The sequence below is a fragment of the Actinoplanes sp. NPDC026619 genome (genome assembly GCF_040638295.1).
GTDB lineage: Bacteria > Actinomycetota > Actinomycetes > Mycobacteriales > Micromonosporaceae > Actinoplanes.
In genome coordinates this window covers 146,621-163,066 of the sequence record NZ_JBEZYA010000017.1, presented here as the reverse complement: position 1 = coordinate 163,066, position 16,446 = coordinate 146,621, and the positions used below count along the sequence as shown (strand labels likewise).

Here is a 16,446-nt window from a genome sequence, read left to right as displayed (position 1 = left end):
GCAGCCGGTGCCCGGAAGCCAGCGCGAGCCGGCTTGACCAGCGCCGCCGTCTTGCGCCGGGACCACGCTTCGGGTGGCACCGGCCGCCCGCCGGCAACGACCCGGAAGCCGCCGAAAAGGTCAATTCGCGTCCCCGCCGGTGTCGCAACTTCCACGACGGAAAAGGTGCCACAGACGGAGACCGAATTGTTTGTCAGGCGATGTCGTTCACACAGCGCAGGACCGGCCGGCTCGTCAATTCCGTACCGTCCAGCGGCTTGGCGGAAAGGATGTTGAATGTCACCGTGTCGCCCGGAAGCAGCGTCACTCCGGCCTTGTCCGTTTCGGCCGACGGGTCCAGCCGATCCGGGTAGAGGGTCAGCGACCGCAGGATCGACGTCGCCGTCACCGTGACCTTTGTGGACTCGGAGTCGCTGGTCACCGACGTGGTGAAGGACGGGGCCGGCCAGGCGATGTCCTTGTCCTCGGCGAAGAACCAGAACGTGCGGTCGTCGCCGGACTCGGCCACGACCAGCTCGGTCGCCGGGTCCTCCGGGGTGGTCAGGTCGGCCGGGAGCGGGATCGTCACCGCGCCGCCCGGGGCCACCGTGAAGTTGAGGAACGAGGCGGCCAGGATGTCGCCGGACAGGTTGCGGCGGGTCACGGTGGCGCTGACGATCCAGGGCTCGCCGCCGTCGTTCACCGCGACCAGGGCCGGGGCGCCGGGCGCGGTGAAGATCTCGCCGGGCGTCGTCTCGTCCGGACCGCCGGCGACCGGGGCGGCGGCCGTCCGCGGCTGGAGGGTCAGCAGGCGGTCGGCGTAGGCGTCACGCATGGCGTACCACAACGGCTTCTTTCGCCCGTCGCCGTCGACGGCCGCCCAGGAGGTGACCGGCCAGCAGTCGTTGAGCTGCCACATGATGCTGCCCATGCACAGCGGACGCAAAGAGCGAAAATGCTTGATGGCGTACGCCACCGCGCGTGCCTGATTGAGCTGGGTCAGATAGTGCCAGTCGTCGAAGTCGCGCGGCGCGGGCAGGTGGTTCGCGAGGCCGCGCTCGAGTTTCTGGTCGCCGCCGATCGCTTTCTGGTGGTGCGCCATGCCGGGCGAGTCGGGGGCGAGCGGGTCGTCGGAGAGGGCGCGCGCCAGGGTCGCGAAGGCGGGCGGCGCTTGGAAACCGAACTCGGCGACGAAGCGGGGGCGGTAGGCCGCGTACTTGGTGTAGTCGTCGGTGTTCCACACGTCCCAGATGTGCGTGGTGCCGGCCGCCGGGTCGTTCGGGTAACGGTTCGGAGCCCCCGAGTAGGGGCTGCCGGGCCAGTAGAAACGCGCCGGGTCGAGCTCGGCGACGAGGCGCGGCAGCAGGTCGAAGTAGTAGCCGGCGCCCCAGGTGCGGCCGGCCAGCGGCGCTTTCCAGTCCCAGTCCTCGTGGCCCCAGAGGTTCTCGTTGTTGCCGGTCCAGATGACCAGGCTGGGGTGCGAGCTGAGGCGGATCACGTTCTCCCGGGCCTCGGCCTCGACCTCACCGCGGAACGGCTCTTCTTCCGGGTACGCCGCACAGGCGAACAGGAAGTCCTGCCCGACCAGGAAACCCATCTCGTCGGCCAGCTCGTAGAAGTCCTCCGACTCGTACCGCCCGCCACCCCAGACCCGCAGGTAGTTGACGTTGGCGCCGGCCGCCTGGACGAACCGCTCCCGCAGCCGGGAACGGGTGATGCGGTCGGCGAAGACGTCGTCGGGGATCCAGTTGACGCCGCGCACGAAGATCGGCACGTCGTTGACGTGCAGGGTGAACGCGTCGCCGGCGGTGTCGACGCGCACCTTCCGGAAGCCGATCCGCCGCGACCAGGAATCGAGCTGCTCCCCTTGTGATGAGGAGAGCGCCACGTCGAGGTCGTAGAGCGACGCGGCACCGAAGCCACGTGGCCACCACAGATCCGGCTCGTCGACGGTGAGGATCAGCAGCGCCTCGATGCCGTCGACGGTGGCGGTCGCTCGGCGGCCGGCGACCGAGGCGGTGATGGTCACCGGTTCCTCGGCCGCCCGCTCGAGTCGCACCCGCACCTCGACCCGGCCGGTGCCGTCCGGCGCCACCGTCACCTGGGGGCGGACCTCGGCGAGCCGGGCCACCGACCAGGAGTGCAGGCCGATCGGCTGCCAGATCCCGGCGGTGACCAGGGTCGGCCCCCAGTCCCAGCCGAAGTTGCAGGCCTGCTTCCGGATGAAGTTGAACGGCTCCGGGTACGCGTTCGGCCGGTCGCCCAGACGTGCACGCTCCTGCTCGGCGTACACATAAGGGCTGTCGAATTTGATCTTCAGGGAGTTGCTGCCGTCGCGGAGCAGATCCTGCACGCTGAACCGGTAACCCCGGTGCATGTTGGCGGTCCGGCCGATCGGCGAGCCGTTCAGCTCGATCGTGGCGACCGTGTCGAGGCCCGCGCAGACGAGGTCGATCCGGGGCGCGCCGAGGCCGGGCGTGAACGTGGTCGTGTACTCCCACGTGGTGCGCCCGATCCAGGCCAGCTTCGTCTCGTTCTCGTCCAGGTACGGATCCTCGATGCGGCCGGCGGCGAGCAGCGCGGTGTGCACGCATCCCGGCACGTCGGCCGGCAGGTCGCTGACGTCGCCGCCGGAGATCGTCCAGCCTTCGTGCAGGTGGTTCACTTTTCTCCCTTTGAACGGATCTCCCTTAAAGGGAAAATCAGGACTTGACTGCGCCTTCCATGATCCCTCGAACGATCTGCCGGCCGCCGACGAGCAGCAGAACGATCAAGGGAACGGTAGCCACAAAGGCGCCGGCCAGCACCCGGCGGTAGATCACATAGTTGCCGCTGGCCAGGTCGCTGAGCGCGACCATCGAGGTGGGGAACTCGGTGCCGTTCAGCGTGATCAGCGGCCACTGGAAGTCGTTCCAGGCCATCACGAAGGTCAGCAGGCCGAGCACCGCGAGGGCGGGCCGGATCGCCGGCAGCACGATGCTCCAGTAGACCCGCATCGTCATCGCGCCGTCGATCCGCGCCGACTCCACCAGCTCGTCCGGCACCGCGTGCCCGATGAACTGCCGCATGTAGAAGACGCCGAACGCGCTGACCAGGCCGGGCGCGATGACCGCGAGCAGGGTGCCGTTCCAGCCGATCTTGCCCATCAGGATGTAGAGGGCCACGACGCCGAGCTGGTTGGGCACGGTCAGGGTCAGGATCACCACGAACATCAGCGCGTTCCGGGCCGGGAAGCGCAGCTTCGCGAAGGCGAACCCGGCCAGCGAGCAGAAGAACAGCGTCGAGGCGGTGATCACGGTGGAGACGATGAAGCTGTTGATCAGCGACGCCGTGAAGTAGACGTCGCTCATCGTGAAGACTTCACGCAGGTTGTTCATCAGCTCGCCGCCGGGGATCACCGACGGCGGGATCTGTGTGACGGCCGCGTCGGTGCTCGTCGCGATGACAAACATCCAGTACACCGGGAAGGCCGAGAAGATCAAGATCAGGGAGAGGCCGAGGTACGTCTTCCAGGTGCCGCGAGTGTCCTGCGGCGCCCGGTTCACGAGCGAGGTCACCGGTCCCCTCCGATGCGCTTGGTGAGCGTGGCGTTGATGGCCGCGATGATCAGGATGAGGAGGAACAGCGCCCAGGACATCGCGGCGGCGTACCCGAGATTCAGGTCCTTCCAGCCGACCTTGTAGATCAGCTGCGCGATGGTCTGGAACTGGTGGGCGGAGCCACCGGTGGCCGACTGCGGGTTCTCGTCGAACATCATCGGCTCGTTGAACAGCTGCAGCCCGCCGATGGTCGACAGGATCACGGTGAACACCACGACCGGCTGGATCATCGGCACGGTGATCCGCCAGAGCTGACGCCACGGCCCGGCGCCGTCGACCGACGCCGCCTCGTAGATGTCCTTGGGAATCGCCTGCATCGCGGAGAGATAGAGCAGCGCGTTGTAACCGATCCACTTCCAGTTGACCATCGTGGCGATCGCGATCCAGCTGCTCCACTTGTCGGCGCGCCAGTCGAGCGGCTGCTCGTGGCCGTAGCCCACCAGGGACAGGAACCAGTTCGCCATGCCGCTGTCGCGACTGAAGAACACCGCGAACACCAGCGTCGACGCGACCACCGGCGTCAGGTAGGGCAGCAGGATGCCGATCCGCCAGAACGTCTGGCCGCTCAGCTTGCGATTCAGCAGGTTCGCCAAGATCAGTGCCATCAGCAGCTGCGGCACCGTCGACAGGATGAAGATGCCGATCGTGTTGTAGAGCGCGTTCCAGAAGTCGGAGTCGGTGAGCAGCTTGCTGAAGTTCGCGAAGCCGGCCCAGCCGTCCTTGTCCGGGTCGTCCAGCCGCCAGGTCCGCAGCGAGACGATCCCGTTGAAGATGATCGGGAAAAGCCCGAAGATCGCGAAGATGATGAAGAACGGGGCGATGAAGACGTACGGGATCGCCTTGGTGTCGAACCGGTAGAGCCACAGCTTGGCCCGGCTCGGCTTGGCCGGAGGCGCCGCGTGCTGCGGCGACGGCCGGAGCTGGGTGAGAGACACGACCACTCCTATGGGAAGGGCGGGGCGGCTCTACGCCGCCCCGCCGCCTGTTTCGAAGATCAGGAGTTGGATGCCTTCTCGGCCTGCTTGACCGCCTCGGCCCAGGCTGCGGCCGACTTGAGCTTGCCCTGCTGCACCTGGGTGATCACGTTCTCCACCGCGACGCGGGTCGGGCCGGCCTTCTTGCCCAGGTACTGCGGCTTCAGGTTCTCCGCGGTGGACGCGAAGATCTGGCCGGTGGGCGCGTTGCTGAAGAACTCCTTCTTGTAGTCCAGCACCGCCGCGTCCTTGTAGAGCGCCGGCTGCGAGGGCAGGTTGCCGACCGTCTTGAAGACCTCGATCTGCTGCTCCGGAGCGACCAGCCACTTCACGAAGTCCACCGCGGCGTCGACGTTCTTGCCCTGGGCCGGGATGGTCCACCACGAGCCGCCCCAGTTACCGCCGCCACCGGGGATGGCCGCGATGTTCCACTTGCCCTTCTGGTCGGGCGCGGTGTCCTGGATGTGGCCGAGCATCCACGCCGGGCAGGCCAGGACCGCGAACTGGTCCTTCTTGAAACCCTGGTCCCAGTTGGGCTGGAAGCTGGCGAGGTTGGCCGAGATGCCGGCGTCGATGGCCTTCATGCTGGCGTCGAACGCGACCTTGGGGCCGCCGTCCATCTGCAGCTTGTCGCCCTCGTCGTAGAAGCCGACCGGCTGCTGGGCGAGCACCGGGTTGAACATGTTGGTGCCGGAGTCGACGAACTTCTTGTTCGTCTTCGCGACGTACTGCTTGCCGACGTTGATGAACGAGTCCCAGTCGGGCCAGAGCTTGCTGACCGCGGCCGGGTCGGTCGGGAGGCCGGCCTTGGCGAACAGGTCCGAGCGGTAGCACATGGCCAGGCCGCCGACGTCGGTGCCGAGGCCGATCTGCTTGCCATCGGTGGACAGCGACTGCTTCCACTTCCAGGGCAGGTACTTCGACTCGTACTCCGCGGCGCCCTTGTCGTTGAGGTTCACGAACTTGTCGGCCTGGCTGCGGAACTGGACGATGAAGCCCTCATCGATGGCCGAGATGTCCGGGGCCCCGGAGCCGGCGACCAGCTTCTTCTGCAGGTCCTCGTGCTGGGCGTTGTACTCACCCGAGTTGAGAACGATCTTGACATTCGGATGGGCGGCCTCGTACGCCGTTTTGAGCTTGTCGAGACCCATGTCGCCCCAGAAGGCGATCTTGAGGGTCGTGGTGGCGGTGCCGCCCTTGTTGCCACTGTCTTCGAGGCTCTGACCGCTGCAGCCTGCAAGAAGCAGCGTTGCCGCGGCGGCTGCCGCCAGCCCGCGCTTGCCAAAGTTTTTCATTGCGCCTCCACAGAGGAGAGAATTTACTGAACCGGGTAAGTTGTGGAGACGCTAAGCCTCACCTCGATGAGTGTCAATAGCGTGTTACAACGGTGATCTACCAACGTTGTCAGTGACAGTTAAGTGGGACAGATCGGACTTTTATGCCGATCGGCGTTTACAAGCGGGCTTGTGTCCCGTAACACTTAACCGATCAAGCCCCCACCCCCACGCTTGTTCATCCCGCCGCGCCACCGCGTGAGAGCGCTCTACCGATTTCAGCTGCCGGTAAGCTTCAGCCGGAAAGTTCAGAGGGAGACCGAGTGAAGCGGCCCACGATCGCCGACATCGCGCGGCGGGCGGGCGTGTCCAAGGGCGCCGTCTCATACGCGCTCAACGGACAGCCCGGAGTCTCCGAGGCGACCCGGCAGCGCATCGTTGCCATCGCCCAGGAAATCGGGTTCAACCCGAACAGTGCTGCTCGCGCGCTGTCCGGCGCCAGCGCGCGCGCCGTCGGCCTGACGCTGTGCCGACCGGCCCGCATTCTCGGCATCGAGCCCTGGTTCATGGGCCTGATCAGCGGTTTCGAGGCCGAGCTGTCCGCCCGGTCCTACGCATTGACGCTGCAGGTCGTGGCCACCCCCGAGCTCGAGGTGGAGGTCTACCGCCGCTGGTGGGGCGAGCGCCGGATCGACGGCGTGATCGTCACCGACCTGCGGGAAAACGACATCCGCATCCCGGTCCTCCAGCAGTTACAGCTCCCCGCCGTGGTGATCGGCGGCCCCGGCGAGACCGGCAAGATCGCCCAGATCTGGTCGGACGACGCCGGCGCGATCACCGAGGCGGTTCGCTATCTCGTCGCGCTGGGTCACCGGCGGATCGCCCGGGTCAGCGGTCTGCCCGGGTTGCTGCACACCCAGGCCCGCACCCGGGCGTTCAACGACATCTGCACGTCGCTCGGGCTCGAGGCGGTTACCGTGCCCTCCGACTACACCGGCGAGGAGGGCAGCCGGGCCACCCGCCGGCTGCTGATCGACACCGAGCGGCCCACCGCGATCATCTACGACAACGACGTGATGGCCGTGGCCGGCCTGGCGGTGGCGCAGGAGATGGGCCTGGCCGTGCCCGGCGATCTGTCCATCGTGGCCTGGGACGACTCACCACTGTGCAGCCTCGTGCACCCGCCGCTGACCGCCCTGACCCGCGACATCGCCGAGTACGGCGCGCACGCCGCCCGCGAGCTGCTGGCCTCGATCGACGGCAAGCAGGTCACCAACGTCGAGGCCGGCACCGCGCACCTCACGCCCCGTGGAAGCACCGCGCCGCCCCGCTAACGTTCGTTACGCGCGGTGCCTGACTCTCGTTACGCGCGGTGCCTGACTCTCGTTACGCGCGGTGACTGTCGAGGTAGGCCTCCATGCGTTCGGCCGGGGCCGGGCGGCCCAGCTCGAAGCCCTGGCCGAAGACGCAGCCCGCCTTCGCGGCGCGGTCGATCTGCTCGCGCGTCTCCAGGCCCTTCGCCACGATCTCCAGCCCGAGCAGCCGGCCCAGGCTCACCACCACGTCGATGACGGCCGGCCCGGCGCCCGGCGCCGTCGCCTCCGACGACGAGTTGACCAGGGAGGCGTCCAGCTTCAACATGTCGACCGGCAGGCGGCGCAGGTGCGACAGGGAGGCCTGGCCGGCGCCGAAGTCGTCGAGCGCGGCCCGCACGCCCAGCTTGCGCAGCCCGGCCAGCGACGCCACGATCGCCGGCACGTCCTCGGCGACCCAGTCCTCGGCCACCTCGACGACCAGCCGCTCGGGGGCCAGGCCGTAACGCCGCAGCGTCGACGCCACCCGGTCGGGGAAGCGGGCGGTCAGCAGCTCGCGCGGCGACACGTTGACCGACAGCCAGAACCCGTCGCCGCCGGCCGACCAGGCGGTCAGGTGCTTGCACGCGGCGTCCAGCACCCACTCGTCGATCTCGGCGCTGATGCCCACCGCCCGGGCGATCGGCAGCAGCTCGGCCGGCAGGATCGTGCCCAGCCCGGGGTGCCGCCAGCGCAGCAGCGCCTCGACGCCGACCGGCTGACCCTCGCGCAGATCGATCACCGGCTGGAAGACCATGTCGAGCTCACCCCGCTCGGCCGCGCCGAGCAACTGCTGCTCCAGCTCCATCCGGCGGTTGAGCTTCATCTCGACGTCCGGGTCGTACCACTCCACTCGATCGAGGCCCAGCTGCCGGGCCCGTTTGCGGGCCAGGTCGGCGTGGCGCAGCACCTCGTCGGAGTCGCCGCCGCCTGCCAGCTCGGCCAGCCCGATGCTGGTGTGCACCTCGACGGTCGCGCCCGGCAGTTGATGCGGCTCGGCGAGCACCGTCGCGATCCGGGAGGCCAGAGCGTAGGCCAGCACGGCCCCGTCGGAGGTGAGCACCGCGAACTCGTCGCCGCCCAGCCGGGCCGGCACGTCCTCCGCGCGCAGCAGCGTCCTGATCCGGCGGCCCACCTCGATCAGCACCACGTCGCCGACCTCGCGGCCGCGGCTGTCGTTGATCTCAGCGAGACCGTGCAGGTCGATCACCAGCAGGGTGCCCTGCTGGCCGGCCCGGCGGCGGTGGGCGAGCAGGTCGCGCATCAGCGCCCGCCGGTTGGCCAGGCCGGTGAGCTGGTCGCTGTAGGACATCTTGTGCAGCGTGCGCTCGAGGTGCCGCCGCTCGCCGACGTCACGCACGTGCACCACAAGCGCCGCGACCTCGGGCACCGCTCGCTGGTCGGCGATGCTCGACTCGGTGTCGCGCCAGAGCTCGGCGCCGTCCCGCAGGCGCGCGCTGACCAGCGCCGGCGGCCCCTCGGCGTGCTCGCCGGCCAGCACCGCGTCGATCACCGCCTGGGCGTCGGCCGCGTCGTCGGGATGGATCAGGTCGGTGAAGGTGCGCCCCACCACCTCGTCGTCGGCGAGGCCGAACAGCCGGGACGCGGCCGGCGACTGCCAGCGGATGCGCAACCGCTCGTCGAGCACCAGGGTCAGGTCGGTGGCGCCGGCCACCAGCGAGCGGAAGTGCGCCTCGGCGGTCTGCAGCTGACCGGCGTATCGCCGGATGTCGCGCACCACCAGCAGCTCGCGCATGACCAGCACGGCCACCATGCTGATGCCGAGGATGACGCCGGTGGTGTCGAACGCGCGCACCGTGATCAGGTGCCAGAGCGCGGCCACCACGCCGACCGCGGCCGGGACGGCCAGCAGCGGATAACTCGCCAGGTATTGGTCGGGGTGGCGCGGCTCGAGCGGGGACGGCGCCAGGCCACGGCGGCTGCCGCCGTCGGCCACCGCGGTCAGCCCGGCCACGATCGGCAGGCCGAGCACCGGCAGCGCGAGCTCGCCCCGGCCCAGCGTGGCCAGCGCGACGATCACGACGAGCGCCAACAGGGCCACGACCACGCCGATGCCGCAGCGCACCGAGGGCAGCCGGTGCGGGCGGCCGCGCAGCACCGCCACCACGGTGATCGAGATGCCGATCGCGCTGAGCATGATCGCCGGCAGGATGATCAGGTGCGGGGAGCGGACCACCGGAATCAGGTAGCCCGCGAAGGTCAGGCTCACGCCGAGACCGGCGCCGTCGAAGGCTCGCCGGGTGCGGACCTGCCAGTTGTCGGCCCAGCCGGGAAGGAACAGCACACCCGTCGAGAAGAGGGCGACGACCACCGCGAACGCCGAAGTGGCCCAGACGCCCGGCGACGGCGGGCCCCAGAGCGGAATCATCGCGGTGAGGGCGGTGGCCAGCGAGCCGAGGCCGATGAACCCGGCGCCCCGGCAGGCGACGACGGTGCCGTCCCGGTGGTGCGTCTCGTAGGCGGTGCGGATCAGGTGGATGCCGGCCCACAGGCCGGTGCCGCCGACGGCGATGGCCAGCGCGACGGCGGGCGGGGTGCCGCCGAAAAGGCCGGCCAGCAGCACGATCACGGCGACCACCGGCACGCCGAGGAACGTCGCCCGGTCGGTGTGCCGGGCGTGCATGGGGGGTTGCACAGCCACGTCGACGGATCCTCTGAAGCCGGACGGACAAGGGGTAACTAGCTAAACGGGGGGCGTTGCCTCGGATCAACGACCGTCCCTCGAACAGGTTACGGCCGGGGCCCGGCCACCGCACGGACAGTTTGTCGCCTGTGGACAACCGTCACCTGCTCCGGCCGCTCAGACGGCGGATGGGACAATGAGCCGGTGAGATCAAAGCCCCTCCTTCGCGTCCGCAAGACCGGCGCGCTCCTGGTCGCCGCCGTGATCGCGTTCGTCGGCGCGGTCCCGCTCGCCGGGGCCGGGTGGGAGTGGACCCCGATCCTGCTCCTGCCGATCGCCGCCTTCGCCTGGGCGTGGCGCGCCGGCACCGACGTCTACCCCGATGAGCTGCGGGTCCGGGCCCTGGCCGGCAGCACCCGGGTGCCCTGGCAGCGGATCTCCGAGCTGGCCCCGGACCCGTCCGGGCAGATCTCCGCGCTGCTCGACAACGGCAACGTGATCCGTCTGACCGGCGTCACCCAGACGAATCTTCCTCGAGTCCTGGCCGCCGGTAAGCAGGAGATCAAGCAGGACGAGTGATCGCCCCAGCGTTCCCAGCTCGCGCCGCTACCCTGGGGGCGTCAAGTCGAGGAGGTCGCGTGATCGTGCGTTCCCGCCGGGCCCGGGCCACGGCCGTGTCGCTCGGCGCCGTGCTGGCGCTGACCACCGCCTGCAGCTTCGGTCCGCCTGATCCCGATCAGCAGGGCGCCCCGCCCAACCTGCCGAAACCGTCGCTGTCGATCTCCGAGGGGGCCGGCGGCGATCAAGAGGTCGCGGTCACCGCGCTCGCCAAGGGCCTGCAGGTGCCGTGGGGCATCGCGTTCCTGCCCGGCGGAGCGGCCCTGGTCACCGAGCGTGACACCGGCCGCATCCTGCAGGTCGGCCCCGAGTCGGATGCCAACGGCCTGGTCGTCGCCGAGGTGCAGAAGCTCGCCGAGGTGCAGCCGTCCGGCGACGGCGGCCTGCTCGGCATCGCGGTCTCCCCGAAATACGACACCGACAAGACCGTTTTTGTGTACTACTCGACCGCCAAGGACAACCGGATCGGCAAGCTGACGCTCAAGGGCGCCGTGCAGCCGATCGTCACCGGCATCCCGCGCGCGGCGACCGACAACGGCGGCGCGCTGGCCTTCGGCCCGGACGGCTATCTCTACGCCGGCACCGGCGACGCGACCACCGGCACGCAGGCGCAGAACCCGAAGAGCCTGGGCGGCAAGATCCTGCGGATGACCACGGCCGGCAAAGCCGCTCCGGACAACCCGGTGAAAGACTCGCTGGTCTGGAGCTCCGGCCACCGCAACGTCATGGGCATCACCTGGAGCCCGGACAAGAAGATGTATGCGACGGAGAGCGGCCAGCCCCGCAACGGCGAGCTCAACGTCATCGAGAAGGGCAAGAACTACGGCTGGGCCAAGGTCGACGGCGCGGGCAACGACGCGACGCTCGCCAACCCGATGCAGACCTGGCCGATCGCCGATTCCTACTGCGCCGGCGTCGCGCCCGTCGAACAGGCGGTGGCCGCCGCCTGCCTGCTCGGCCAGCGCGTCTGGCTGCTCAACGTCACCGGCAACGGCACCGTCCTGGGCACCCCGCAGGAGTTGCTGACCGGGGAGTACGGACGGTTGCGTGCCCTGGTGCTCGCGCCGGACGGCTCGCTGTGGGCGAGCACCTCGAACAAGGAGGAGGGCGGCCAGCCGGCCCCCGACGACGACCGCATCATCCGCCTGGTGTTCTCCAGCGGCGGCGCCGGCCGTAGCTGAGTTTGATGACCGCCGCGATGGGCAAGGTGATCCTCCGATGACCGATCACCAATGGGTGCGCCGTCTCCAGAACGCCTGGTCCGCCGTCCGCCGCTTCGCGCGTCACCGGTGGGCCGTCCGGGTCCGGATCGCCGCCGCGGTCGGCCTGGTCAGCATCGGCGGCGTGGTGATCGGCACGATGCTGTTCGGGCACGCCGGCCTCAACGTGGGCCCGTTCCGGGCCGAGATGTCGATCACTCCGTCGATCCAGGGCGGCACCGAGGTGGACATCCCGCCGCTGGGCTCGCTGCATCTGGACAGCCACGACGGCCCGATCCACCTCAAGGTCAACCTCGGGTCGCTCGACCAGAACCGCACCGAGGCCCTGATCGACGACCCGGCCGCGATCAGCTCGGCCGGCGAGAACGCGGTCGACGATGTCCGCAGCGGAGTGATCCGGCTGGGCGTGCGCTCGCTGGGCATCGCGGTGCTCAGCGCGATGATCCTGTCCGCGCTGATCTTCCGGAACATCCGGCGGGTCGCCGGTGCGATGGTGACGGCGACGGTGGTGACGCTGGGCAGCCTCGGTCTCGCGGTCGGCACGCTGCGCCCCGACTCGATCGCCGAGCCCCGTTACGAGGGCCTGCTGGTCAACGCCCCGGCCGTGGTCGGTGACGCCCGCCGGATCGCCGACAATTACGGGCGGTACGCCGATCAGTTGCAACAGATCGTCAGCAACGTGAGCCGGCTCTACACCACCGTCTCGGCCCTGCCGGTCTACGAGCCGGCCGGCAACACCACCCGCATCCTGCACGTCAGCGACCTGCACCTGAACCCGTCGTCGTGGGGGCTGATCCGCACCGTGGTGCAGACCTTCGACATCGACGCGGTGGTCGACACCGGCGACATGGTCGACTGGGGCTCGAGCGCCGAGACCGGCTATGTCAGCTCGATCCCGTCGGTCGGCGTGCCGTACATCTACGTGCGCGGCAACCACGACTCGACGGCGATCCAGGCCGCGGTGGCGAGGCAGAAGGACGCCATCGTGCTGGACGACAAGGTGGTCGAGGTGGACGGGCTGACCATCGCCGGCATCGGCGACCCGGAGTTCACCCCGGACAAGAGCGAGACGCCGGCCGCCGTCGCCGAGGACGCGAACGATCCGCTGAAGGTGGCCGGCAGCCAGCTCGCCGACACCATCGAGGAGTACGGCAAGCCGGTGGACATCGCACTCGTGCACGACCCGGCGATGGCGCAGCCGCTCTCCGGGGTGGTGCCGCTGGTGCTGGCCGGGCACCTGCACAAGCGCGAGGTGAGCCTGCTGCCCGCGCCCACGCCGGAACCGGCCGCCTCGGCCTCGGGCGAGTCGGTCGCGCCGACGCCGTCGGTGACCACCGTGGCCCAGGCGCCGGTGCAAACCCGGCTCATGGTCGAGGGCTCGACCGGTGGCGCGGGCCTGCGCGGCCTGCAGAAGGAGGAGCCGACGCCGTTGAGCCTGTCGGTCCTCTACTTCGACGAGAACCACCAGCTCAAGGCCTACGACGACATCCAGCTCGGCGGCACCGGGCAATCCAACGTGGAGATGCAGCGAAACGTGGTCGGCGCCAAGGGCGAGGCGACGCAGTCGCCGTCCCCCTCCGCCCCGGCGGGGGCGGAACCCAGCCGTTAGTTGCGGGCCCGCCCGGATGCCGGCGGCAGGGAGGCCGGGATGCCACCCTGCTCGCCGTGCGCCACGGGACTTTCGCTACGGCGTACTTCTCAGGAAAGACGCGCCAGGATCAGGTCGCGGACGGCCTTGGCATCCGCCTGGCCTCGCGTGGTCTTCATGACCGCGCCGACCAGCGCACCCGCCGCCGCCACCTTGCCCTCGCGGATCTTCTGCGCGACGTCGGGGTTGGCCGCGATGGCCTCGTCGACGGCGGCCGTCAGCGCGCCCTCGTCGTTGACCACCCCGAGGCCGCGGGCCGCCATGATCGCCGCCGGGTCGCCCTCGCCGGCCACGACGCCCTCGAGCACCGCGCGGGCCAGCTTGTCGTTGAGCTTGCCCTCGTCGACCAGTTTCTGCAGCTGGGCAACCTGTGCCGGGGTCGCGCCGATGGCGGACAGGTCGATGCCGGTCTCGTTGGCGCGGCGGGCCAGCTCGCCCATCCACCACTTGCGCGCGCCGGCCGGCGAGGCGCCGGCGGCGATGGTCTCCTCGATCAGCTCGACCGCGCCGGCGTTGGCCACCGACTGCATGTCGAGCTCGCTGATCCCCCACTCCTGGCGCAGCCGGGCCCGCTTGCTGCTCGGCCGCTCCGGCAGGGCCGCCTTGAGCTCGGCCACCCAGGCCGGGTCGGGCGCGATCGGCACCAGGTCGGGCTCGGGGAAATACCGGTAGTCGGTGGCTGTCTCCTTCGAGCGGCCGGGGCTGGTGTCGCCGCGGTCCTCGTGGAAGTGGCGGGTCTCCTGGATGATGCGGGTGCCCTCGTCGAGCAGGCTCGTCTGCCGGATGATCTCGGAGCGGACCGCGCGCTCGACCGAGCGCAACGAGTTCACGTTCTTCGTCTCGGTGCGGGTGCCCCACTCCTCGCCCGGCTTGTTGAGCGAGGTGTTGACGTCGCAGCGCAGCGAGCCCTGCTCCATGCGCACGTCGGAGACGCCGAGCGAGCGGATGATGTCGCGCAGCTCGGTGACGTAGGCCTTGGCCACCTCGGGGGCGAGCGCGCCCAGGCCGGGAACCGGCTTGGTGACGATCTCGACGAGCGGGATGCCGGCCCGGTTGTAGTCGACCAGCGACTCGGTGGCGCCCTGGATGCGGCCGGTCGCGCCGCCGACGTGCAGCGACTTGCCGGTGTCTTCCTCGAGGTGCACCCGTTCGATGCCGATGCGGTATTTCTTGCCGTCGAGCTCGACGTCGACGTAGCCCTCGGTGCACAGGGGCTCGTCGTACTGCGAGGTCTGGAAGTTCTTCGGCATGTCCGGGTAGAAGTAGTTCTTCCGGGCCATCCGGCACCACTCGGCGATCGAGCAGTTCAGCGCGAGGCCGATGCGGATCGTCGCCTCGATGCCGGCCCGGTTGGCCACCGGGAGCGCGCCGGGCAGGGCCAGGCAGACCGGGCAGACCTGGGTGTTGGGCTCCGCGCCGAACTCGGTGCGGCAGCCGCAGAACATCTTGGTCTGCGTGCCCAGCTCGACGTGCGTCTCCAGGCCGATGACCGGCTCGTAACGCGCGATGGCGTCCTCATACGTCGGCAGGGCGATGGTCGTCATGCTGGTGAACTCCCGATCTGTACCCGGTGATTTCAGGCTCCAGCCTAGTCGGGCCCACCGACAGAATTTTCGCCGACCTCGTGCTGCCCCCACAGCGAGTGATCCGTTGGGTAGCGTCCGGGCCCATGCACCGCACCCCACTCCTGGCCGTGGCCCTCGCCGCGGCTGTTCTCGTCGCCGGTTGCGACAGTAAGGCCGACAAGCTCACGGCCGAAACGCCGGCGTCGGCTGAGCCGGCCGCGCCCGCCGCCAAGATCGACTACGCGGCCTGGACCAAGGGCACGTCCGCCCCGGTCAAGGACCCGCTCTACCCGGCGCACGGCAACGCCGAGCTCGACGTGCTGCATTACGACCTCAAGCTCTCCTGGGTCCCGAGCACCAAGATCCTGACCGGCGAGGCCACCCTGCAGATCCGGCCGGCCGCCGACGCCGCCTCGATAAATCTCGACTTCAAGCCCTACACGCTGGACAAGGTCACGGTCGACGACACCGCCGTGCCGGACGCCAAGGTCACCGCCGAGCGCCTCGTCGTGCCGGCCGCCGTGACGAAGGACAAACCAGTCACGCTCACGGTCGGCTACCACGGCAAGCCGGCCACCACCCCGATGCCGTCGCACCGCGGTGACGCCGAGCCGCTCGGCCTGACGATCACCAAGGAGGGCGGCCTGTTCACGATGCAGGAGCCCTTCGGGGCGTACACGTGGTACCCGGCCAACGACCAGCCGTCGGACAAGGCGCTCTACGACATCGCGGTGACCGTCCCGGCCGGTTGGTCGGCGATCGCGGCCGGCACGCCCGCCGCGCAGGAGGGCAACACGTTCAGCTACCACAGCGCCGACCCGATGGCGTCCTACCTGCAGACGCTGGCCGTCGGCAAATACAAGAAGGCCACCGCCAAGGGCCCGCGCGGCATCCCGCTGACGTACTGGTACCGCGACAAGACCGACGCCAAGATGCTGGTCTCGCTGAAGAAGTCGCCGAAATTCCTGACGTTCCTGGAGAAGCGCTTCGGGCCGTACCCGTTCCCCTCCGGCGGCATCGTGCTGGTCGACTCGCCCTCCGGCATGGAGACCCAGCAGATGATCACGATGGGCCGGGAGGTCAAGAAGTTCGACGCCGCGTTCTTCGAGGAGGACCTGCTCCACGAGTACGCACACCAGTGGTTCGGCGACGCGGTCACCCCGAGCGACTGGAACGACCTGTGGCTCAACGAGGGCTGGGCGATGTACGCGCAGTTCCTCTGGGAGAAGGACCTCTACCACCTCACCGGCAAGCAGCTCGAGGACTACCTGCGCAAATACGACGCGCAGTACCGCAAGAAGCTGGGCCCGCCGGCGCACCCCAAGGCGGCCAACTTCGCCGAGAGCAACGTCTACATCTGCCCGGCCGCCATGCTCAAGGAGCTCAACGACGCGCTCGGTGACGCGAAGTTCTTCGCGCTGGCCAAGGCCTGGGTGCAGACGCAGAAGGGCACCCAGCAGGACCGGGCGTCGTTCACCGCGTTCGTCAACAAGCAGACCGGTCGCGACTTCACCAAGTTGATCAACGCATGGCTGGACGGCAAAACGACGCCGAAGCCATAACGGCTCCGGCG

The 16,446-nt window shown here is 69.3% G+C and carries 11 protein-coding genes; 5 read left to right on the top strand and 6 right to left on the bottom strand.

The features are described from left to right. Positions 1-193 precede the first annotated feature (193 nt). From AB0E90_RS32405 to AB0E90_RS32390, 4 genes are read right to left on the bottom strand one after another with little or no spacing between them, the layout of a single operon-like run. A complete protein-coding gene (locus AB0E90_RS32405; RefSeq protein WP_360414484.1) occupies positions 194-2,644 on the bottom strand; it encodes a glycoside hydrolase family 2 protein in 2,451 nt (816 codons plus the stop codon). Positions 2,645-2,681: 37 nt separating this feature from the next. Beyond that, the gene (locus AB0E90_RS32400) at positions 2,682-3,536 is read right to left on the bottom strand and encodes a carbohydrate ABC transporter permease (RefSeq protein ID WP_360414481.1); all 855 of its coding nucleotides are present in this window, start codon (positions 3,534-3,536) and stop codon (positions 2,682-2,684) included. Then, positions 3,533-4,513 (bottom strand): sugar ABC transporter permease, encoded by a 981-nt coding sequence (locus AB0E90_RS32395; RefSeq protein WP_360414478.1) that lies wholly within the window; start codon positions 4,511-4,513, stop codon positions 3,533-3,535. The genes AB0E90_RS32400 and AB0E90_RS32395 overlap by 4 nt, the downstream gene beginning before the upstream one ends. Before the next feature lie 59 nt (positions 4,514-4,572). Further along, complete coding sequence (locus tag AB0E90_RS32390) at positions 4,573-5,847, bottom strand: extracellular solute-binding protein (protein WP_360414475.1); 1,275 nt, start codon at positions 5,845-5,847, stop codon at positions 4,573-4,575. Positions 5,848-6,149: 302 nt separating this feature from the next. On the opposite strand from AB0E90_RS32390, the gene AB0E90_RS32385 reads away from it, so the two are divergent. Further along, positions 6,150-7,160 carry a LacI family DNA-binding transcriptional regulator gene (locus tag AB0E90_RS32385; protein WP_360414472.1) on the top strand — a complete coding sequence of 337 codons (1,011 nt, stop codon included), beginning with the start codon at positions 6,150-6,152 and terminating at the stop codon, positions 7,158-7,160. A gap of 52 nt (positions 7,161-7,212) precedes the next feature. Here the strand turns inward: AB0E90_RS32385 and AB0E90_RS32380 are convergent, their stop codons facing one another. Further along, on the bottom strand, positions 7,213-9,840 hold the full coding sequence (locus AB0E90_RS32380; protein WP_360414469.1) for an EAL domain-containing protein: 2,628 nt from the start codon (positions 9,838-9,840) through the stop codon (positions 7,213-7,215). Between the two features lie 186 nt (positions 9,841-10,026). On the opposite strand from AB0E90_RS32380, the gene AB0E90_RS32375 reads away from it, so the two are divergent. The 3 genes from AB0E90_RS32375 to AB0E90_RS32365 are packed head-to-tail and all read left to right on the top strand — an operon-like array spanning position 10,027 to position 13,269. Beyond that, positions 10,027-10,401 carry a PH domain-containing protein gene (locus tag AB0E90_RS32375; RefSeq protein WP_360414466.1) on the top strand — a complete coding sequence of 125 codons (375 nt, stop codon included), beginning with the start codon at positions 10,027-10,029 and terminating at the stop codon, positions 10,399-10,401. A gap of 59 nt (positions 10,402-10,460) precedes the next feature. Beyond that, a complete protein-coding gene (locus AB0E90_RS32370) occupies positions 10,461-11,621 on the top strand; it encodes a PQQ-dependent sugar dehydrogenase (protein WP_360414463.1) in 1,161 nt (386 codons plus the stop codon). Positions 11,622-11,658: 37 nt separating this feature from the next. Further along, positions 11,659-13,269: a metallophosphoesterase gene (locus AB0E90_RS32365; protein ID WP_360414460.1), complete on the top strand. Its 1,611-nt coding sequence runs from the start codon at positions 11,659-11,661 to the stop codon at positions 13,267-13,269. 89 nt (positions 13,270-13,358) lie between these two features. Here AB0E90_RS32365 and gatB read toward each other — a convergent pair whose 3' ends face one another. Continuing rightward, positions 13,359-14,852, bottom strand: a complete 1,494-nt coding sequence (gene gatB, locus AB0E90_RS32360) for an Asp-tRNA(Asn)/Glu-tRNA(Gln) amidotransferase subunit GatB (protein ID WP_360414456.1) — start codon at positions 14,850-14,852, stop codon at positions 13,359-13,361. Positions 14,853-14,977: 125 nt separating this feature from the next. Between gatB and AB0E90_RS32355 the strand changes: the two genes are divergently transcribed. Continuing rightward, complete coding sequence (locus AB0E90_RS32355; protein WP_360414453.1) at positions 14,978-16,435, top strand: M1 family metallopeptidase; 1,458 nt, start codon at positions 14,978-14,980, stop codon at positions 16,433-16,435. The last annotated feature ends 11 nt before the right edge of the window (positions 16,436-16,446 follow it).